Consider the following 21465-nt stretch of genomic DNA (forward strand, 5'->3'; position numbering starts at 1 on the left):
GTAGCAAATAGCTGAAAAACTACCCAAAGAAATATAGAGCGTTTGTCATAAAATGCTTTAGAGAGTTGACTACCTAGATAAATCGGAGGAGCTAAAATATTGATTAAAATCAATATAAACACTAAAAATTCAAGTAATATAATCATAAATCTGTTTAGTTAACACATTTTAATCAAAATACTATCTTGGCTCTGGGAGTAGATGTAGCCAATGGTAAATATCTTCAAAAATCCCTCCACCATTCACTTCCTCCAATACCTCTGGGGTTAACTCTTCAAATTGCTCCAATTCTACAAATATATTTTTCATTTCCATGACAGACTCCTTTTCATTATTTTATAGATAACTCTATCCCCTGCTCCATCTACAAAAGGCTTTAGTTTCCTTTTAAAATACAAGAAATCTAAAGCCTCCTGAAAATGGTATATTGGTTAGAGTGTTAACAATTAGTTGTGAAGATATTATTTTTATTTAACCACGACCACTTTATAATATTCGTTTGAGTGTGGAGATTCAATTTTAATTTTTTCACCATATAAACCATCAATTTCTTTATCAAGGAAATTTGAAACTCCTGATGGCAAGCGTTTCATCTTAAGAATTTCACCAGATTGATCCGCATAGGCTAGGATATGATGGTGTGTAGTGGTTGCTCCATCATCAATTAATACAAAGTAACCTGTTTTGAGCTTACCTTGCTCATTTTCTAAATAGTATAGTTTATTGTTATTGATTGTAAAGTTAGTAGCTCCAAGACGAAGTCGTGCACCTGGATTTTCTAAATAGACATCATTGCCAACTTTTTTAATCTCTGAATAGGTTGTCATTGCTGGGATATTAACCACACGATGTCCATTTTCATCAAAGTAGTAACGATTTGGTAAGTTTTGGAAGTTCTGTACAACTGCCTTAGAATCAATTTCTTGTCCTTCATCTTTATTATCTACCAGAGCTAAGGTTGTATTTGAAACCTCATCCCCATATTTGTCGGAAAACTTCTTGAACTCTGGTCTGATATACCAAGCATTTTTTTCAATAATAACATCGTCACCTTTAGCATTTAGCAAATATTCTTGCCCATCTCCAAGTTTGACAATATCATGAATATTGTATCCAGAATCTTTTCTATTTGCTAGATAACCATCCTTACCAATGACATAACTTTCCCCATCGCTTGCTGGAACAGCTCTATCTGCTACCATAGCACCTGATTTTTCAAAGTAAGACCATTGACCATTTGCAGTCGCCCATCCTGTTGCCATAGCGCCACTGTCTTTGAGGTAATACCATGTAGACCCTTCTTTGTACCAACCTGTACGCATAGCACCACTATTTGCAAGTGAGTACCAGGTGCTACCTTCCTTGTACCAGCCAGTACGCATAGCGCCACTATCTGCGAGCGAATACCAAGTGTTACCGTCTTTGAGCCAGCCTGTCTGCATTTTACCAGTGCTGTCGAAGTGGTACCAAGAGCCAGCATTTTGTACCCATTTGTTTTTAGCGAGACTACCATCTTGTGAAAGATTCCAGTCAGCACCATTTTTAACCCAAGTATCTGCAGCTTGTGCTTGATTGATTGACAAAAGAAGACCAGCACCTGCAAGCAAACCAAGTGTAAGTAGTTTAGATTTTTTCATAGCCATTTCCTCCTATTCTATAGCGAAATGAACATGACTTCCTAGTAAACAAAGCTGTTCGCTTTTTCGTTTTACTCTGTCAGACGTCTTATTTCACAACAGAAACATTTCCTGTCTTACTATCGATTTTAACAGTTTGACCGTAAAAACCGTCAATTTCTTTATTAAGATAATCTGAAATTCCTGTTGGCAATCGTTTCATTTTAAGAATTTCACCAGATTGGTCTGCATAAACAAGAATATGATAGTGATGATAGCTTGGTCTATCATCAATCAATGCAAAATAACCTGTTTTGAGTTTGCCATTATCACCATCTAAATAGTATAGTTTATTATTATTGATTGTGAAGCTGGTAGCTCCAAGAAGAAGTCGTGCACCCGGATTTTCTAGATAGACATCATTTCCAACTTTTTTAATCTCTGAATAGGTGGTCATTTCTGGTAAATTTGTTACGCGACGACCATCTGCCCCAAAGTAATACCTGTTTGATATGTTTTGGAAATTTTTCACGACAGCTTTAGGATTAATTTCTTGTCCTTCTTCCGTATTATCTACTAAAGCCAACATCGTATTGGAAACTTTATCTCCATATTTATCAGAAAACTTCTTAAATTCAGGTTTTATGTACCAAGCATTTTTTTCAACAATGACTCCATCTTTTCTAGGAATAAGATGATAATCATACCCATCAGACAAAGTAACAATATTGGTGATAATTGTATCATCCGCTTGAGATTGTTCAACCTGACTTGGGAGTTTGGTTAACATATAACCATCCTTACCAATGACATAACTTTCCCCATCGCTGGCTGGAACAGCTCTATCTGCTACCATAGCACCTGATTTTTCAAAGTAAGACCATTGACCATTTGCAGTCGCCCATCCTGTTGCCATAGCGCCACTGTCTTTGAGGTAATACCATGTAGACCCTTCTTTGTACCAACCTGTGCGCATAGCACCACTATTTGCGAGTGAGTACCAGGTGTTACCTTCCTTGTACCAGCCTGTGCGCATAGCACCACTATCTGCTAGTGAATACCAGGTATTACCATCTTTGAGCCATCCTGTCTGCATTTTACCAGAACCGTCAAAATGGTACCAAGAGCCAGCATTTTGCACCCATTTGTTTTTAGCGAGGCTGCCATCTTGAGAAAGATTCCAGTCAGAACCATTTTTAACCCAAGTATCTGCAGCCTGTACTTGATTGATAGACAATAGTAGGCCAGCACCTGCAAGCAAACCAAGTGTGAGTAGTTTAGATTTTTTCATAGCCATTTCCTCCTAAAATAGATAAATCCAAAGTAAGAAAATCCAATAGAAACGAAGTCAAAATAGATGTCAGGTTCATGAATCTGAACCACAAGAACTCCTAACATTTCCACGAACATAAGATAGAGACTAGTTTATCAAAAGTACATAGCCATCACCTTCTCCCAACTATAAAATAAATCCTTTTTTATATCTACATTATAGTCCTGGAAAAAAGGAAAGTCAATTAAAATTGTGATTATACTAACATTTTTATTCTACAAAAATCAATCTATCTCTTCTTTTGATCTTCATTTCTTATCTCCTTTTTGGAGATTGATTTTTCTGATTTTATTATATCCCTTATTTGTCCCCATATCTCTTCTGTCCCTAGAAAGACTAAATCTGTTCCTAAACGGTCACTTGAACCAAAGAAAAATTCCAAAGCAAATGCCTTGGAACTTCTTATCTTTATTTTGCTTGAATGATTTTAACCACATCTCCTACACTTTGGAGTTGGTCAATTTCCTCATCGCTGATTTCGATATTAAATTCATCTTCCAGTGTCAAGATAAACTCCATCAAGTCAACTGAGTCGGCATCCAAATCGTCTTTCAGACTCAAGGATTCTGTCACGACAAAGTCCTCTCCCTGTCGCTCTTGGATAATGGTCACAATACGGTCAAAAATTTCTTTTTCTGTCATCTCTTTTATTCTCCTGAAAATTCACGCGCAGTTTGGGTAACTACGTCTGTTTCTAGCATGGTACGAATCTGACGAATCGTACTGTACACAGCCTTGGCATCGCTGGAGCCATGAGTCTTGACAACAGGTGCCTTAACACCAAACAAGACCGCTCCACCAACATCTGAGTAGTTGAGCTGTTTTTTCAAACCTCTGAGGCTATCCTTGAGAAGGAGTGCGCCTAGTTTCGCTCGAAGACCACCACCTGTAATAGCTGTCTTGAGCAAGCCCATGATTCCCATGGCTGTCCCTTCAATGGATTTGAGCACAGCGTTTCCCGTGAAACCATCTGCCACAACAACATCTGCAACGCCATTCATCAAATCACGCGCTTCCACGTTTCCGATAAAGTTTAAACTTTCATCAGCCGCCAGTAATTCATAGGTTTCCTTACGAAGCGGGTCGCCCTTACTATTCTCTGTTCCGTTATTGAGCAAGCCAACGCGTGGTTGCGCAATTCCACGGACATTTTTAGCATAGAAGGAACCTAGAACCGCATATTGATGGAGGTGCTGGGCTGTATTTTCCGCATTGGCACCGAGGTCCAGCATGTCAAAACCTCTCCCATCTACAGTCGGCAAAGTCGACATAAGCCCAGGACGATCGATATTCTTGATACGACCCACGATGAAAAATCCTGCTGCTAGTAAAGCACCTGTATTCCCAGCTGAGAGAACAGCATCTGCCTCTCCATCTTTGACAGCCTTGGCCGCCAAGACCATACTGGCATTTTTCTTCTTCCGAATAGCTCTCGTAGGTTCATCGTCCGAATCAATCTTCTCATCCGTATGGATAATGCTGACGCGCTCTGTCGCTGTTAGATATTGCTTGATTTTAGCTTCATCTCCGTAGAGTTGAACCTCGATATCTGAAAAGTCAGCTAGGGCTTGATTGACACCCTCAACGATGGCTTGGGGTGCGTAATCGCCCCCCATGGCATCTACTGCGATTTTTTTCATTTCTTTTCCTCTTTTAGTAATTGTCCCCAGTCTGATAGGGAATCAATAAATTTCTTTGATTTTAGGTGAATCCCAACGTACTCTTCGTAGAGTTGATCCATAAATTGGCGTAGTTCTTTCTTGATTTCAGGCTTGAGCGAAATGGTCTCCAAGGTCTCAAAATTAATAGCTTGAAACTGATTGAGCAGATAGGGGATATTGGGATTGAGATGGCAACGTCTCTCATCTTCATGATAATGCTCTGGACAGAGGCAGGCTCCATATTTGAAAGAAAAGTCAAAAGCCTGACCGACCCGATGGCAGAATACACACTCATTAAAATTGAGGCTGATCCCAAATCTGGTCAAGATTTGAATTTCAAAAATATTGGTCAAAACCTGATAATCCAAGCCTGCCTCCATCAACTCCAAAGTCTTTTGCAAAAAAGCAAACAAGGGAGCATCCTGCTGATTGTCCTGCAAACTAGCATCTGCAAGAGCCGCTACATAGGTCGCATAGGCCATGACAAAGAGATCGCTATTAATATTGGGAAAAGTCATCACCTCATGATAGTCCTCGATGTAACTAAGCCCATCATCATTGATTCGTAAGAGAAATCGAGCCAGAACCAAGGGCTGAATAACCGGCGCCAGCTTAGACTGGCCAGCATGTTTAACGAAAAACATGCGCTTGCCAGCCTGCTCAGTAAAAATCTTGACGAGCTTATCATCCTCACGAAAATTGCGATTGTAGAGCACCAAGCCTTGACTCGTGATAGACTGAATCATGATTCTCTCATGTACTCCTCAAGTCGTTTCATGGCTTCTTTGATAGTCTCCATGCTGGCTGCATAAGATAGGCGAACATAACCTTCACCATAACGCCCAAAGGCTGCTCCAGGGATAAAGGCAACAGCCTTCTTCTGAGCAAAATCCTTCAGAAAAGCAAAGGAATCTTGATTGTAGCCAGCTGGAATCTTAGCAAAGATATAGAAGGCACCGTCTGGTTTGATAATCTCAAAACCAAGAGCAGTCATTTTCTCGATAATATAATCTCGACGCTGGATGTATTCCTTCTTCATAGGCTCCGCATCGTTTTTACCAGCTGTAAGGGCTTCTACCGCAGCATGTTGCGCCATGGTATTTGCGGCAGTCACCAAGTACTGGTGACTCTTGATCAACTGGGCTGTAAAGGCTGCAGGAGCGAAAATCAGACCCAAACGCCAACCCGTCATAGCATGCGACTTCGATAAACCATTGATAATAATTGCCTGATCTCTCAACATAGTTCCCAGAGATACATGGGCTTCCCCTGTATAGGTCAATTCTGAGTAAACCTCATCACAGACAACAAAAATTTCGTACTTGCGTAAAACAGCTGCCAAGTCTTCCAACTGCTCCCGACTATAGGTAATTCCTGTCGGGTTGGCTGGATAGTTGAGAATAACCGCCTTGAGCTTGTCACCCTGCTCCAAAATAGCCTTTTCCAACATCTCAGGAGTCAAGACAAAACCATTTTCAGTCGTGTCAATCTCGACAATCTCTGCCCCAACCAGATTGACAATCGGTTCATAACCTGGATAGGCAGGAGCTGGCAAGAGCACCTTATCTCCCTCTTCCAAAATAGCTGTCAAAGTGGCAGATAAAGCCTCTGTCGCCCCAATTGTAACCAAGATTTCATTTTCAGGAGCATAGTCCAGTTGGTACTTTTCCTTAACAAAGTCACTAGCCGCCTGACGTAGAGTCAGCAGACCACTCATCCCTGTATAGTAGGATTGATTCTGATCAATCGCTCGCTTGGCCGCCTCCTTGATATGATCTGGCGTTGTAAAATCAGGCTCCCCCAAGGTCAAACGCAAGACCCCAGGAATCTCCGAAATAGCCTGGTCAAATTGACGAATCAACGAAACTTGAATCTTATCTAACTGTTTATTAAAGCGCTTAGTTAAGTCCATAGATACCTCCTACTTTCAAAACGTATCTCTATTATACTACAAAAGCCCCCCGACCGCAAAAATACATTAGAGAATAGCTTTCCACTTTCTATTTTACTTTTCCTCTTTACAGGTCTATAATGGTAATAGATTCTATTTGGAGGTTTTTATGTCATTTCTATCAAAAAATGGAGCAGGCATCTTGGCCTGCCTTCTCATTTCCATCCTATCTTGGTACTTAGGCGGATTCTTCCCTGTGATTGGCGCGCCTGTTTTTGCGATTTTTATGGGCATGCTTCTCCATCCCTTTCTATCGTCATATAAACAACTGGATGCGGGATTGACCTTTAGTTCCAAGAAATTGCTCCAGTATGCCGTTATCTTGCTTGGTTTTGGTCTCAATATCTCGCAAGTCTTCGCAGTCGGACAATCTTCACTCCCTGTCATCCTGTCCACCATTTCAATAGCCTTGATTGTTGCCTACCTCTTCCAGCGTTTCTTTGCACTGGACACAAAACTGGCTACCTTGATTGGAGTAGGTTCTTCTATCTGTGGGGGCTCTGCCATTGCAGCAACAGCGCCTGTTATTCACGCCAATGAAAAGGAAGTCGCCCAAGCCATCTCCGTTATCTTTTTCTTCAATGTCTTGGCTGCACTCATCTTTCCAACGCTAGGTACCTGGCTTCACTTATCCAATGAAGGCTTCGCCCTCTTTGCAGGGACTGCGGTCAATGATACTTCCTCTGTAACCGCCACAGCCAGCGCCTGGGACAGTCTCTACCAGACTAATACCCTCGAATCTGCAACCATTGTCAAACTCACACGTACTCTAGCTATTATCCCCATCACTCTCTTTCTCTCCTACTGGCAAAGCCGCGAGCAAAAAAATAAGCAAGGCTTACAACTGAAAAAAGTCTTCCCACTTTTTATCCTTTACTTTATCCTTGCCTCTCTCCTCACTACACTACTCACCTCTCTAGGTGTGTCCAGTAGTTTCTTTACCCCACTCAAACAACTCTCCAAATTCCTCATTATCATGGCCATGAGTGCCATCGGTCTCAAAACCAATCTGGTCGCTATGGTCAAATCCAGCGGAAAATCCATTGTTCTCGGAGCCATCTGCTGGATTGCCATCATCCTCACCAGTCTTGGTATGCAGACCCTTATCGGCATTTTCTAATACTCTTCGAAAATCTCTTCAAACCACGTCAACGTCGCCTTTCCGTAGGTATGGTTACTGACTTCGTCAGTTCTATCCACAACCTCAAAACAGTTTTTTGAGCAACCTGCGACTAGTTTCCTAGTTTGCTCTTTGATTTTCATTGAGTATAACACAAAAGGTAGCCCATCAGCTACCTTTTTCTTATGCTTCCTCAATCAAGCGTGTGTGTTCTCTCTTAATACAACGATTCATCACGATATCATCACATCCACCAGCACGCAAGATTTCTTCCGCTTCTAGACTTTCAAGTCCTAGCTGTGCCCAAAAAATCTTAGCATCAGCCTTAAGAAAATCACGCGCCACATCAGGCAGAAACTCACTGCGCCGGTAAACATTGACAATATCTACATGAAAAGGAATCTCTGCTAGGCTTGCATAAGCCTTTTCACCCAAGATTTCGCCACCTGCCGCCTTGGGATTGACTGGGATAATTTTATAACCCCGAGCCTGCATTTCCTTGGTCACTCGATTGCTAGTTGTTTCCTCACGGTCAGACAAGCCCACCACAGCAAGGGTTTTACTCGTTGCGAGATACTGACGAATCACGCCATCACTTGGATTAATAAATTCTTGACTCATAGAAATCCTCCTTTTTCATCAGTATAGCACAATTTGAAAAGGCTTGCATAATTCTACTACAAAAAGGAGGACTAGCCCCCTTTTTATTTAGCCTCGTACCAGGTTGCCCCTTCATTTTCATCTGCGATAAGGGGAACACTGAGTTGAATGGCTTCTTCCATGGTTTGTTTGACCAATTTTTTCATATCTGCCAGCTCCGATTTAGGAACTTCAAGGACGATTTCATCGTGCACTTGTAACAGCATCTTAGTCTGATAACCACCTGCAACCAAGGCTTTATCCAGCTGAATCATAGCAATCTTGAGAATATCTGCCGCCGACCCCTGGATAGGAGAGTTGATAGCTGTCCGCTCTGCAAAACCACGAATATTGAAGTTGCGCGAATTGATATCTGGCAACTCACGACGACGCTTGAAAAGTGTCTCTACATAGCCCTTATCACGCGCCTCACGCACCACTTCATCCATGTAGTTTTTAATACCTGGAAAACGTTCAAAGTAGGTATCAATGTAGGCTTTGGCTTCCTTACGGCTAATGCCCAAATTATTAGACAAGCCAAAGTCTGAAATCCCGTAAACCACTCCAAAGTTGACAGCCTTGGCATTGCGACGGTCGTTTGCAGTCACATCCTCAGGACGCTCAATGCCAAAGACCCGCATGGCTGTCGAAGTATGAATATCTGCCCCCTCTTGGAAGGCCTTAATCAAGTGCTCATCCTTAGAGATATGCGCCAAAACGCGCAATTCAATCTGCGAGTAGTCCGAGCTGAGTAGCACACTATCCTCCCACTCAGGCACAAAAGCCTTACGAATGAGACGGCCCTGCTCCAAACGCACAGGAATATTTTGCAAGTTTGGATCCACACTAGACAGACGCCCAGTCTGAGTCAAATCCTGCACATAGCGAGTATGAATCTTGCCATCAGCCAAAATCCAGTCCTGCAAGCCAATTACATAAGTCGATTGAATCTTAGCAATCTGACGATAGTCTAGGATTTTCTTAACAATCGGAGCAATAGGAGCCAGGCGCTCCAAGACATCCACCGCTGTCGAGTATCCAGTCTTAGTTTTCTTAGTGTATTCTAGAGGTAGCCCCAATTTTTCAAAGAGAAGCACGCCCAACTGCTTAGGCGAGTTAATATTAAACTCCTCACCAGCCAGTTCGTAAATCTCCTGAGTCAGTTTTTCAATAACAAGCTCATTTTCAGCCTGCATCTCAAGCAAGGTCTCTTTCTTGACCGTAATCCCAGCAATTTCCATCTTGGCAAGGACAAAAGCCAGAGGTTGCTCCATATCATAAAGAAGCTCTAATTGCCCATTTTCACTGAGTTTTTCAAGCAAAATAGGCTCAGTCTCAACCAAAACAGCAAGCTTACGCGCCAAATGTTCCAAGAATTTCTCGCGTTCAGGAATGGCCTTCTTGACTCCCTTACCATAGAAAGTCTCATCATCAACCAAGTAAGTCTGACCATAAAGACTAGCGATGGTCGCAATTTCATTGTCCTCCACAGTCGAAAGGAGATATTTAGCCAAACGACTGTCAAAAGCAGGCGCCTGCAAATCCACACCCAAACGATGCAAGAGAACTTTAGCTTTCTTAAAGTCATACACCCTCAAAGGTGTTTTTTCTAGAAAATCTTTGAAAATAGGCTCTTGCAAAAGTTCAAGCTTGTCTGTAGCATAGAGCTTATCCCCACAAGACCAAGCAAAACCAACCAAATCATCCGTATGGTAATTCTCACCAAAAAGCTCAAAGTGAAAGATAGCTTCTTCACTCAGCATATCTTGACTGACTTGCTCAACGATAGTAAAGTCCAAACTTTCAGCAACATCAGCTGACGACACATTTAAAGCCTGTTTGAGCTGTTTGAAGCCCATCTCATCGTAGAATTTCCCAAGACTTTCCACATCTGGACCACTATAAACCAAATCCTTCAACCCAATCTCAATCGGTGCCTTGGTATCAATGGTCGCCAGTGTTTTCGACAAAAAGGCCTGTTCCTTATCATTGATGAGATTGTCCTTCATCTTAGAAGCCTTCATCCCATCGATATTTTCATAAATTCCCTCAAGCGAGCCATGCTCCAGCAAGAGCTTGATACCCGTCTTTTCACCAATTTTGGTAACCCCAGGGATATTATCCGACTTATCACCCATGAGCGCCTTGAGATCGATAAACTGAGCCGGTGTAATGCTCATCTTTTCCATGAGATATTCTGGCGTAAAAGCCTCAAACTCAGCCACACCTTTCTTGGAAATTTCAACCACCGTATGCTCATCCGTCAGCTGAATCAAATCCTTGTCCCCACTGACAATGGTAATATCAAAACCATCCTGCTCTGCTAGTTTATCCAGTGTCCCAATAATGTCATCCGCCTCATACTGGGCCAACTCATAGTGACGAATCCCCATATGATCTAGCAACTCACGAATAAAAGGAAACTGCTCCCGAAACTCATCTGGAGTCTTAGCCCGACCTCCCTTATAGTCCGCATACATCTCAGTACGGAAGGTGGTCTTTCCCGCATCAAAGGCCACCAAAATATGACTAGGCTCAACCCGCTCCAATAAATGACTCAACATCAACTGGAAACCATAAATCGCATTGGTATGCAAACCAGCCGCATTCTTAAAACGGTCCAACTGCTGATAGAGGGCAAAAAACGCCCGAAAAGCAACAGAAGACCCATCAATCAATAATAATTTTTTCTTATCCATACACCCATTATAAAGGAAAGCACCAAAAAATACCATTGAGAAGAGCGATACCCAATATTTTTCACACTTTTTCCGAATAAATAGATAGAGCCAAAGAATCCAGTAAACCTAGATTTGAAAATGTGCTATAATGAAAGGAGAAAGAGTATGGCATTACGTCATCCGGGCATCAGCCCAACCAATGACTTGGTTGCTAAGAAAATTTTCAGCAATCCAGAAATCACTTGTCAATTTATCCGTGATATGCTGGACTTGCCAGCCAAAAATGTAACGATTTTGGAGGGAAGTAACATTCACGTATTACCCTCCATCCCTTATTCAGCGCAGGATTTCTATACCAGTATAGACGTCTTGGCAGAGTTGGACAATGGCACGCAGGTTATTATCGAAATCCAAGTTCATCATCAGAATTTTTTCATTAATCGCTTGTGGGCTTACCTGTGCAGTCAGGTCAATCAAAATCTTGAAAAAATCCGCCAACGTGAAGGTGATACCCACCAGAGTTACAAACACATCGCACCAGTATATGCTATCGCTATTGTGGACAGCAATTATTTCCAAGATGACTTGGCTTTCCATAGCTTTAGTATGCGCGAGGACACGAGAGGTGAGGTCTTAACCATCACTAATAACGGTCAAGAAAACCATCTAGTCAAGATGGCGTTCTTGGAATTAAAAAAATACAGAGAAACCAGCAAAGACAAGGTTCGCAAGCCCTGGTTGGAGTTTTTCGGCAACAAACCCTTTACCCAACAACCTGAGCGAGCTATCAGCCAAGCAGACCAACTGCTGGACTACAAGAGCTGGTCCGAGGAGGACAGGAAGATGTTTAGTGAACAACGCAGGCGTGAAGAACAAGCCTTGTTAGCGCATGACTATGCCTTGGAACAAGCTGAAGAAAAAGGATTAGAGCGTGGTCGAGCTGAGGGTATCGAAGAGGGATTAAAAGTAGGTTTAGTAAATCTAGTCCACCAAGGTCTTCTGACTCCCAAGGTTGCCAGCCAGCAATTAGGCATGACCGTGGCTGAGTTTGAGGAACTATTGAAAGAGCATCACAAATAAGAACTAAAAAGTACAGAGAAACCAGCAAAGACAAGGTTCGCAAACCGTGGTTGGAGTTTTTCGGGAACAAACCCTTTACCCAGCAACCCGAGCGAGCCATCAGCCAGGCAGACCAACTGCTGGACTACAAGAGCTGGTCCGAGGAGGACAGGAAGATGTTTAGTGAACTACGTATGCGTGAAGAACAAGCCTTGTTAGCACAGGATTATGCCTTGGAACAAGCTGAAGAAAAAGGCTTAGAGCGTGGGAAAGTTGAAGGAAGGGAAGAAGGGAAACTTTTTGCCTTCTTAGACATGGTTCGCCAAGGTCTTCTGACTCCCAAGGTTGCCAGCCGGCAATTAGGCATGGCCGTCGCTGAGTTTGAGGAGCTCTTGTAAGTTTATAAAATAACATAAAAATGAACAAAACTGAAACATCGTTTTGTTCATTTTTTATTTTCGACAGAACTCTTACTATATCCCATATCACACAAAAAAGAGAAGGTCATAAATCCTTCTCTTTTATATCTTCAACTAATTAGTTTTTGCGTTTCACAAATGGAAGGGCACCAAGGAGCAATCCGAGGAATCCTAATGATGCAACTGCTGCATTATCTTTACCACCAGTATTTGGAAGTTCTTTCTTATCTTCTGCTTTCGCAGCTGGAGCTTGATAAGTATTGTCTTGGCTAGTTCCTGCTACAGTTGGTGCAACCGCAGGAGTTGCTGGAGCATCTGCTGATGTTGCTGCTGGAGCATCTGCTGATGTTGCTGCTGGAGCATTTGCTGATGTTGCTGCTGGAGCATCTGCTGGTGTTGTTGCTGGAGTCCCTGCTGGTGTTGTTGCTGGAGTCCCTGCTGGTGTTGCTGCTGGTTTGTTAATAATATAACGATCACCTGGGTAAGGGCCACCATCATTTGGTAATTTAGGTTGCTCTGATTCAACATAAAGAGGAAGTTCTGGTTGTACAAGTGGTTCTACTCCATTTAATACAAGATCAAGTTCTTTTTCTGCCTCTGTTGTATCTTTTCCTTCAGCTTTTAATTTTGCAATATTACGTGTTGCCAAACGAACTTCTTCAGCTTCACGATCTGCAACATATGAATAATAATCTTCATCTGCTTGTTCCAATGCATCTTCAGCATCTTTCAAATCTTGCTCAGCTTGTTTTAAAGTTTTCTCAGCTTCCTCTTTTGATTTAGGATCTTTTGCAGCTGCCAATTCCTCTTGAGCTGCTTTAACATTTTCTTTAGCTGATTCTACAGCTACCTTAGCTTCTTCTCTGTTAGATTCAGCTTCTTTTTCATCATGATTAGCTGCAGCTAGTCTTTCTTCAGCATCTTTAACATCTGTTTTTTCTTCGTCTAAACGTTTGTTGATTTTATCTTGAGCATCAGCATCAATTTCACTTCTACCATCGATTGGTTTAACTTCTGTAACTTCACCAGATTCGTTACGAACTAATTCAGCACCTGGGGCAGGTTTTGCATCTTTTACTTCTTGAGGTGCATAGTTTTCACCATATTTTCCTGCTTCTGCTTCATCTGATTCAGTCTTGCTAGCTTCTGCTAAATCTTTCAATACATCTTCAGGTGTGATTTGTTTTTCATCAATAGCTTTTAATAAATCTTCTTTACCAATAGCTGCCTTAGCTTCCAAAATTGCTACTTCTTTGTTAGCAATTTTATCATTTTTATTAATAGCTTCTTCAGCTTTTTTTTCTAAATCAGTGAAGTACTCAGCTACATCTTCTTTAGTTACAGCAGTTGAAGCTGCTTCTTCAGCCTTCACAACTGACGGGTGAGAAGCAAGGAAACCTGCTCCAAGAACTGCGACACTAGCCAAGCTAGCAGTAAGAAGTTTTTTCTTATCCATAAAGTATTTACCACCTTTAATATCTTTTTGCTGTCATTGTACCATTTTCTTTCGAAAAAATCAAGAAATAGAACTTCTATCAATAAAAAAGTAAGAGGAAATTCCTCTTACTTTCTGCATGATTCGTATTAGACCCATTCACCATTAGAATTAACAGTGTAACCATTGATAGTTGTACTTACTGCTAAGGCTCCTGATGAGTATGAGTAATACCATTTACCACCAACTTGGTACCAACCAGTCTTCATAGCACCTGATCCATCTAGATAATACCATGTTCCGCTTTGGTTTAGCCAACCTGTTTTCATAGCGCCTGAATTATTGAGGTAATACCAAGTTCCACCTTGGTTCAACCAACCTGTTTGCATGGCACCTGATCCATCTAGATAGTACCATACTCCATCAACTTTTTGCCAGCCTGTTTGCATGACCCCAGAAGCATCCAAATAGTACCATGAGCCATCTTTAACCCAACCTGTCTTCATGTTATCTTCCGCATCATAATAGTACCACTTACCATCAATTTTATTCCATCCTGGCTTGCTACTTGCACGATCCGCTAAACGATAAGTCACACCGTCAATAGTGACAGAACCTGTTTTACGTTCCCCTTCTGGAGTAAGATAATGATAAGCACCGTCACTATCTTTTACGAGACCAACTTTACGTTCTCCATCATTTGTAATATAGTACCATTTCTTATTTGTATCTTGAACGAGACCTGTTTTACGGCTACCGTCTGCCAATAAATAATACCACTTCTTATCAATCTGTTGAAGACCTGTTTGTTGAATCCCCTCTTTAACGTAGTAAATCTTCTCACCTTTTGCAATGATAGTAGTTGGTTTAGAACCATCATCAGTAATATAGTAATCCTTACCACCTTCATTGACCCAACCAGATTTCATAAGGCCATTTTCATCAAAGTAATAACGTTTATCTTTGATTTCTAAGATCCCAGTCTTCATAAAACCATTTTCATCAAAATAATAAGTCTTACCATCAACAGTCTGCCAACCTTTGACTAGATTATTATTAATATAAAGCTGGTATTTCCCAGAAACCGTTAACCATTTATACTCGTCTTTATCGATATTAGATCCTGTACTTGTATTTGCATTTGATCCAGTGTTGTTACCTGTGTTTGCACTTGAACCAGTGTTGTTACCTGTGTTTGCACTTGAACCAGTGTTGTTACCTGTGTTTGCACTTGAACCAGTTGTTGATGCTGAGTCTTTTACATAATAATGAACCCAAACTCTTCCACCATTATCAGGTTCACTACCAATATACTTATAACCTGGTATATCTTTAGGATCATTATACTTGTTATCACTATTAATTCCAGTAATAGAAGTTGCTCCATAAGCTCCACCTGAAACCTTATAGTCTGTGCGAGTAACGACAGATGGGTCTGCTGGTTTTGCTTTAGGTTCGACAGCATACACTGCATCTTGATTAGAAAGTGCTGCAGTCAAAGTACTAGCTCCAAGTAATGTTACACCTGCAGCACCTATTGCTAAAATATGTTTTGCTTTCATCTTTTTTACCTCTTTATCACTTATTCCGTGTATAATGTTACACCCACTCACCATTTGCATTTAGAGTATAGCCGTTAATCGTTGTATTTACTGCAAGAGCACCTGAACTATAGGCATAATACCACTTACCACCTGCTTGGAACCAACCAGTCACCAGATCACCAGAAGTATTTAGATAGTACCAGACACCATCTACTTTTGCCCAACCAGTAGCCATTGCACCATCGGAGTAGAGATAGTACCACTTGCCACCTTGATTTAACCAGCCAGTCTGCATAGAGCCAGCGCTATTAAGATAGTACCATTTACCAGAGATAAACTTCCAACCAGTTTGCATACTACCATCTGCCGCTAAGTAATACCAGCTACCATCATTTACCCAGCCAGTTTTCTTCACGCCATCTTGATCAAAGAAATACCACTTATCAGCGATATATTGCCAACCTGTAAGTTTCTCTTCCACTTTTTCTGTTCCAGTAACACTATCGTCTTTTACAAACCAATGTTTACGAACTCCTTGGTCAATCTTAGTTTCTACAAAACGATAACCTTTAAATGTACCAGGTTCAACTTCTTCAGCTTTTTTGGCAGCATTAGCAGGAAGAAAAGCTTTTAATTCTCTACTAGTTCCATCTGATTCCATTACCAACCAAGAAGTCCCTTTGACTGTATCTTTAAATGGTTTTAAGATGTCAGGTTTTGCAGAAAGTCCATCTACCTTATCTCCTGTAACTGTCACTGCTGGCTTAAAGTAATGCTTTAATACAGTTCCATCTATTGAAGAAGTATCAAATTGATATCCTGAAAAAGTACCTGGAGATGATGTCTCAGGTTTTGACGAATCATAAGTTTGAGCATCTTTTAAAATCTTCTCTTTACCATCTTCCTGTTTTGTAACCCAAAGAACTGTCTTATACACATTCGTTTCCGAAGCTTTCACTTCAGTTACTCTAGCTCCAACAAGGGCAGTGCCTGCCAAGGTTGCACCTAATAAAATTTTCAACATTTTTGATTTCATTGGAAACCTCCTATTATTTTTAACCATTATAATACTTATACAAGATAAATGCAAGAAAAAACAGGAGAGAACTCTCCTGTTTTATATTTCATGTATTAGGATTATACCCACTCACCGTTTGCGTTTACGTTGTAACCGTCAACAGTTGTGTTTACTGAAAGGGCACCTGAACCGTTTACATGGTACCATTTACCAGAAACTTCAAACCATTGGCTAGCTTTCATAGCACCTGTTGATTCAAGGAAGTACCAAGTGTTACCATCTTTCAACCAACCAGTTTGCATAGCACCTGATTTGTTTAGGAAGTACCAAGTTCCGTTAACGTTTACCCAACCAGTTTGCATTACACCTTTATCGTTTAGGTAGTACCAGTTACCGTCAACTTGTTTCCAACCTGTAACAGCTGCAGCATTTTCGAAGTATTTCCAACCTTCAGCTGTTTGAGACCAACCATATTGAGCAGATTGCACTGGGCTACCAATGCTTGCAGCACGATCGTCTAATTTGTATGGTACTCTGATTGTTTCACTTGTAAATAATTGACCAGAAACTTCATTTCCAGGTTTAACAACGAATTCACCTACTAATTCAACTGCTTCTTTGAAGTCTGTTGCAGTTTTAGCAACACGGTATTGAATCACTTCACCAGCTTTGAAGACTGTTGGAAGTTCAGCATCACCTGATTGATTAGTTGTAGCAGTGAAGTATTCTGGTTTCTTTTCACCTGAAGCTGGTTTCAAGAAGAAGTCTACTTCTACGTTTGGAACTGGACGTCCACCACCATCAACAACAGTTACACGAACATGACGGTCAAATCCATGTGCTTTATCGCGGTCGTAACGGATATATTTAGATCCGATAGCAAATCCGTAACCAAAACGGTTATGAGCAGTTGAATTATCTGCGCTGACAGCATCATGAGAATGATCTGGTTCAGCATTTGGTTGACGATATTTATCAAATTGTGAACCAAAACGGCTATTTGTTGTGTCTTCTGCTGAAACAGCTTATACAGCACCAAATGCTGCAAGAGCGACTGCGCTTGTCAATAAAACTTTTTTCATCGTTTTATCTCCTTTGTTTTTCTTTAAAATATTTTTTCGTAAGACTATCTTACTACCATACAGTATATAAATATTTGCAGGATTTGTCAAGGGTTTTCTTCGAGTTTTTAAAGTTTTTTCCTATTTTTAGAAAAAAAGGTGAAAAAACAACTTTGTGAGAGTGAATACGCTTAAAATATCCTATATTCAAGTGAAAATCTCACAATTTTTTGATCCTTGAGTAAAATCATTCATATTTAATCCACATAGACAGTTGGACAGAACTCACTTCTGTAGTATTATCCTATAACCCCTTCGAAATGTCAAGCAAAAATGACAAGTTTTTTGATAATAACTTGCCATTTTATAAACTTTCTACTATTTAAAATGTGACCTTATAGCAAGTCCTCAAACTCTGCGACCGTCATACCTAATTGCTCGCTAGCAAATTCGGAAGTCAGAAGACCTTGGCGAACGAGATTTAGTAGCATAGACAAACTTCCTTCAACTTTCCCACGCTCCAGTCCCTGTTCAATGCCCTCTGCACGACCACGTTCAAGACCACGCTCTAAACCTTGTTCAATGCCTTCCGCCCTAGCTGTTTCCAAGGCATAGTCCTGTGCTAACAATGCTTGTTCCTCACGCCTGCGTTGTTCACTAAACATCTTCCTGTCCTCCTCGGACCAGCTCTTGTAGTCCAGCAGTTGGTCTGCTTGGCTGATAGCACGCTCTGGTTCTTGGGTAAAGGGTTTGTTACCGAAAAACTCCAACCACGGTTTGCGAACCTTATCTTTGTTGGTTTCTCTGTATTTTTTAGTTCCAAGAACGCTATTACTAGTGATGGTCTTATAAGAGTGCCTCAAATTCAGAGACCGTCATACCTAATTGCTCGCTAGCAAATTCGGAAGTTAAAACATGTTGGCGAACCATGTCTAAGAAGGCAAAAAGTTTCCCTTCTTCCCTTCCTTCAACTTTCCCACGTTCTAAACCTTGTTCAATACCTTCGGCTCTAGCGGTTTCCAAGGCATAGTCATGAGCTAACAAGGCTTGTTCTTCGCGTCTACGTTGTTCACTAAACATTTTCCTGTCCTCCTCGGACCAGCTCTTGTAGTCCAGCAGTTGGTCTGCTTGACTGATGACTCGCTCAGGTTCTTGGGTAAAGGGTTTATTCCCAAAAAACTCCAACCAGGGCTTGCGAATCTCGTCTTTGCTGGTTTCTCTGTATTTTTTTAATTCCAAGAATGCTATCTTGACTAGATAGTTTTCTTGTCCATTTTTTGTAATTGTTAAAGCCTCACCTGTCGTGTCCTCGCGCATACTAAAGCTATGAAAAGCCAAATCATCCGAGAAGTAATTACTATCTACGATAGCAATAGCATAAACAGGTGCGATGTGTTTATAACTCTGGTGTGTATCACCTTCTCGTTGGCGAATTTTTTCTAGGTTTTGATTGACCTGACTGCACAGGTAAGCCCACAGGCGATTGATGAAAAAATTCTGATGATGCACCTGAATTTCAATGATCACTTGGGTGCCATTGTCCAACTCCGCCAAAACATCTATACTGGTATAGAAATCCTGCGCCGAGTAAGGTATGGAAGGCAAGACGTGAATATTGCTTCCCTCCAAAATGGTTACATTTTTGGCTGGTAAGTCCAACATATCGCGAATAAATTGACAAGTGATTTCTGGATTGCTAAAGATTTTCTTAGCAACTAAGTCATTGGTCGGGCTAATGCCCGGATGTCTGAGAATCATCCTTTTCCTCCTTTTATTATACCACAGTCTTATACTCAATGAAAATCAAAGAGCAAACTAGGAAACTAGCCGCAGGCTGTACTTGAGTACGGCAAGGCGACGTTAACGTGGTTTGAATTTGATTTTCGAAGAGTATTAAATCTAGTTTTACTAGATTCACTGACTCTATCTATTTATTCGCAAAAGAGACGAAAAAAACCTGAGAATTATCTCAGGCTTGGTCATTAAATCTTTTTCTCAATACTGAAAAGTGGAGAAAGTGGGCGTTTTTCATGGATACGCACAATAGCATCCCCTAGGAGATGAGCGATTGAAATCTGCTCAATCTTATCAATCAAACGCTCTTCTGGCAGATAGATGGTATCCAAAACAACCAATTTCTTAATAGCTGAATTTTGGATATTGTCCATAGCAGGACCAGAAAGAACTGGGTGCGTACAGCTTGCATAGACTTCAACAGCACCAGCTTCTGCAAGGGCATCTGCCGCATGACAAATCGTTCCAGCCGTATCAATCATATCATCAATCAAGATACAAGTCTTACCTTCAACCTTACCGATGATGTTCATGACTTCACTGGTATTCATCTTATCAACACTGCGACGTTTGTCGATGATAGCGATAGATGTTTTCAAAAATTCTGCCAACTTACGGGCACGAGTCACTCCTCCATGGTCTGGGCTGACAACCACATAGTCAGAACCAACCATGCCACGACGCTCAAAATAATCCGCAATCAGAGGAGCCCCCATCAAGTGATCCACAGGAATATCAAAGAATCCTTGAATCTGCGCAGCATGCAAGTCGATGGTCAACAAACGATCCACTCCAGCTACTTCAAGCATATTTGCGACAAGTTTTGAAGTGATTGGCTCACGCGCTCTCGCCTTTCTATCCTGACGTGCATACCCATAGTAAGGCATGACAACATTGACAGATTCTGCACTCGCACGCTTCAAAGCATCTACCATAATCAAAATTTCAAGCAGATTGTCATTTACAGGCGAGCTAGTTGATTGTAGGATAAAGACGTGTTTCCCACGGATTGATTCTTCGATGTTGACCTGAATCTCTCCATCTGAAAATTGGCGAACACTTGATTTCCCCAACTCTATCCCAATCTCCTGCGCTACACGTTTTGCCAATTCTTGATTAGAAGAAAGGGCAAACAGCTTTAAATCAGAAAAAGACATGATTTCCTCCGGTATATATGTATCACTTGTGCTTTTCACAAGATTTTTCCATCTACCATTGTAGCGCTTTTTGCACTATTTTTCAATCAAAAATAAAAGAAGGGCAGCATATTTGTGCCCCTGCATTATTCTTTTGAAAAATATTCTAGTTCATCAACTCATTGTGCTTCTCAACAAAGCGATAAGCCTGATAAAAACCATATAGAGTAATGGTCGTAACCACTGGAATCGCTAGTGGCAACTCTGTCTCTAATTCTACAAAAGGAGAGTTAAACAAGAAATGAGTTCCCAAGGCCAAACCTAGGAAAATAAGCCCCTGTTTCTTGCCAACCTTCTGTCCTTTATAGGCTCTGTAAAGCAAGTAAACACCTACTACAGCCAGACCTGAAAAAGTCCAGTGAGAGGCAATTCCTGAGATGATACGCTCTAAAATTCTCGAAATGGTAAAGTCAAATCCTTCTGGTAAATCCGTACGAATGTAGCCAATATCCTCAATCATTTGGAATCCTAAACCAGAAGCAATTCCTAGTAAAAACAAAGATTTTAATTTTCGCACAGGAATCAAAGCTAAAACAAAAACAAGTGGCAATAATTTCAAGGGTTCTTCTACCAAAGGAGCCACAATCGCACTTTCAAAGGCATTTAAAAATGCATTATCTGGGAAAAGAACCCCCAGCAAATCATGGATATAGGTATTCGCAAAGCTAGACAACCAGCCTGAAAGGAACATCCCACCCAATAAAGACAGAATCAAGGCTTTCTTTGGTAATTCCCATTTTTTCCCAATACGGAAAAGGAAATAAAGAGCCGGAATCATGTAAAAGAGAGCTAGAAAGATAGAAACTCCCATGAGTCCATATTCCGCACCTGACATAGAACCGTCCGTATAATAGATGGTTTCATATTGTACACCAATACATAGCAATAAAATAAAAATAAATAAAATACTGTTTTTCTTCATACACTTTCTTTTTAAA

At 41.0% G+C, this 21465-nt stretch carries 17 protein-coding genes and 3 pseudogenes; 3 read left to right on the forward strand and 17 right to left on the reverse strand.

The genetic code is table 11. From position 1 onward, the window contains the following. Nucleotides 1-180 precede the first annotated feature (180 nt). From ACLNCV_RS03910 to ACLNCV_RS03940, 7 genes are all read right to left on the reverse strand, one after another. Nucleotides 181-315 (reverse strand): ComC/BlpC family leader-containing pheromone/bacteriocin, encoded by a 135-nt coding sequence (locus tag ACLNCV_RS03910; RefSeq protein WP_004257719.1) that lies wholly within the window; start codon nt 313-315, stop codon nt 181-183. Between the two features lie 152 nt (nt 316-467). Next, on the reverse strand, nt 468-1637 hold the full coding sequence (locus ACLNCV_RS03915; protein WP_424844880.1) for an N-acetylmuramoyl-L-alanine amidase family protein: 1170 nt from the start codon (nt 1635-1637) through the stop codon (nt 468-470). 88 nt (nt 1638-1725) lie between these two features. Beyond that, nucleotides 1726-2907: an N-acetylmuramoyl-L-alanine amidase family protein gene (locus tag ACLNCV_RS03920; protein WP_261009641.1), complete on the reverse strand. Its 1182-nt coding sequence runs from the start codon at nt 2905-2907 to the stop codon at nt 1726-1728. 450 nt (nt 2908-3357) lie between these two features. Then, nucleotides 3358-3591, reverse strand: coding sequence for an acyl carrier protein (locus ACLNCV_RS03925; protein WP_000136445.1), 234 nt, complete (start codon nt 3589-3591; stop codon nt 3358-3360). Between the two features lie 5 nt (nt 3592-3596). Further along, the gene (gene plsX, locus ACLNCV_RS03930) at nt 3597-4589 is read right to left on the reverse strand and encodes a phosphate acyltransferase PlsX (protein WP_261011390.1); all 993 of its coding nucleotides are present in this window, start codon (nt 4587-4589) and stop codon (nt 3597-3599) included. After that, the gene (recO, locus tag ACLNCV_RS03935) at nt 4586-5356 is read right to left on the reverse strand and encodes a DNA repair protein RecO (RefSeq protein ID WP_261011389.1); all 771 of its coding nucleotides are present in this window, start codon (nt 5354-5356) and stop codon (nt 4586-4588) included. The genes plsX and recO overlap by 4 nt, the downstream gene beginning before the upstream one ends. Beyond that, the gene (locus tag ACLNCV_RS03940) at nt 5353-6522 is read right to left on the reverse strand and encodes a pyridoxal phosphate-dependent aminotransferase (RefSeq protein WP_424844881.1); all 1170 of its coding nucleotides are present in this window, start codon (nt 6520-6522) and stop codon (nt 5353-5355) included. The genes recO and ACLNCV_RS03940 overlap by 4 nt, the downstream gene beginning before the upstream one ends. Nucleotides 6523-6670: 148 nt before the next feature. Here ACLNCV_RS03940 and ACLNCV_RS03945 point away from each other — a divergent pair, with 148 nt between their 5' ends. Further along, nucleotides 6671-7681: a YeiH family protein gene (locus tag ACLNCV_RS03945; RefSeq protein ID WP_153199799.1), complete on the forward strand. Its 1011-nt coding sequence runs from the start codon at nt 6671-6673 to the stop codon at nt 7679-7681. Nucleotides 7682-7864: 183 nt separating this feature from the next. On the opposite strand, the gene ACLNCV_RS03950 is transcribed toward ACLNCV_RS03945, so the two are convergent. Beyond that, nucleotides 7865-8302, reverse strand: a complete 438-nt coding sequence (locus ACLNCV_RS03950) for a CoA-binding protein (RefSeq protein ID WP_153199797.1) — start codon at nt 8300-8302, stop codon at nt 7865-7867. A gap of 83 nt (nt 8303-8385) precedes the next feature. Next, nucleotides 8386-11019 (reverse strand): DNA polymerase I, encoded by a 2634-nt coding sequence (gene polA, locus ACLNCV_RS03955; protein ID WP_261126190.1) that lies wholly within the window; start codon nt 11017-11019, stop codon nt 8386-8388. Between the two features lie 147 nt (nt 11020-11166). Here polA and ACLNCV_RS03960 point away from each other — a divergent pair, with 147 nt between their 5' ends. Next, the gene (locus ACLNCV_RS03960; RefSeq protein ID WP_125444050.1) at nt 11167-12081 is read left to right on the forward strand and encodes an Rpn family recombination-promoting nuclease/putative transposase; all 915 of its coding nucleotides are present in this window, start codon (nt 11167-11169) and stop codon (nt 12079-12081) included. Next, nucleotides 12078-12458 (forward strand): annotated as a pseudogene (locus ACLNCV_RS03965) (Rpn family recombination-promoting nuclease/putative transposase); the annotation flags it as partial. The gene ACLNCV_RS03960 and the pseudogene ACLNCV_RS03965, both read left to right, overlap by 4 nt. Before the next feature lie 139 nt (nt 12459-12597). Here ACLNCV_RS03965 and ACLNCV_RS03970 read toward each other — a convergent pair. From ACLNCV_RS03970 to ACLNCV_RS04005, 8 genes and pseudogenes are all read right to left on the reverse strand, one after another. Beyond that, entirely contained in the window at nt 12598-13935 is a 1338-nt protein-coding gene (locus ACLNCV_RS03970; protein WP_261266263.1) for an LPXTG cell wall anchor domain-containing protein, read from the reverse strand. 128 nt (nt 13936-14063) lie between these two features. After that, complete coding sequence (locus ACLNCV_RS03975; RefSeq protein WP_125444047.1) at nt 14064-15476, reverse strand: nucleoside triphosphate hydrolase; 1413 nt, start codon at nt 15474-15476, stop codon at nt 14064-14066. A 37-nt stretch (nt 15477-15513) separates the two neighbouring features. Then, on the reverse strand, nt 15514-16494 hold the full coding sequence (locus ACLNCV_RS03980) for a hypothetical protein (RefSeq protein ID WP_424844882.1): 981 nt from the start codon (nt 16492-16494) through the stop codon (nt 15514-15516). 101 nt (nt 16495-16595) lie between these two features. After that, nucleotides 16596-16898 (reverse strand): annotated as a pseudogene (locus tag ACLNCV_RS03985) (hypothetical protein); the annotation flags it as partial. Nucleotides 16899-17932: 1034 nt separating this feature from the next. After that, nucleotides 17933-18361 (reverse strand): annotated as a pseudogene (locus tag ACLNCV_RS03990) (Rpn family recombination-promoting nuclease/putative transposase); the annotation flags it as partial. A gap of 22 nt (nt 18362-18383) precedes the next feature. Next, nucleotides 18384-19295, reverse strand: a complete 912-nt coding sequence (locus ACLNCV_RS03995; RefSeq protein ID WP_261126188.1) for an Rpn family recombination-promoting nuclease/putative transposase — start codon at nt 19293-19295, stop codon at nt 18384-18386. A gap of 224 nt (nt 19296-19519) precedes the next feature. Then, entirely contained in the window at nt 19520-20488 is a 969-nt protein-coding gene (locus ACLNCV_RS04000) for a ribose-phosphate diphosphokinase (RefSeq protein WP_000010168.1), read from the reverse strand. Nucleotides 20489-20633: 145 nt separating this feature from the next. Next, entirely contained in the window at nt 20634-21449 is an 816-nt protein-coding gene (locus ACLNCV_RS04005; RefSeq protein ID WP_424844883.1) for a PrsW family intramembrane metalloprotease, read from the reverse strand. Nucleotides 21450-21465: the final 16 nt, after the last annotated feature.

The organism is Streptococcus sp. CL5.50 (genome assembly GCF_049738015.1).
Classification (GTDB): domain Bacteria; phylum Bacillota; class Bacilli; order Lactobacillales; family Streptococcaceae; genus Streptococcus; species Streptococcus mitis_CA.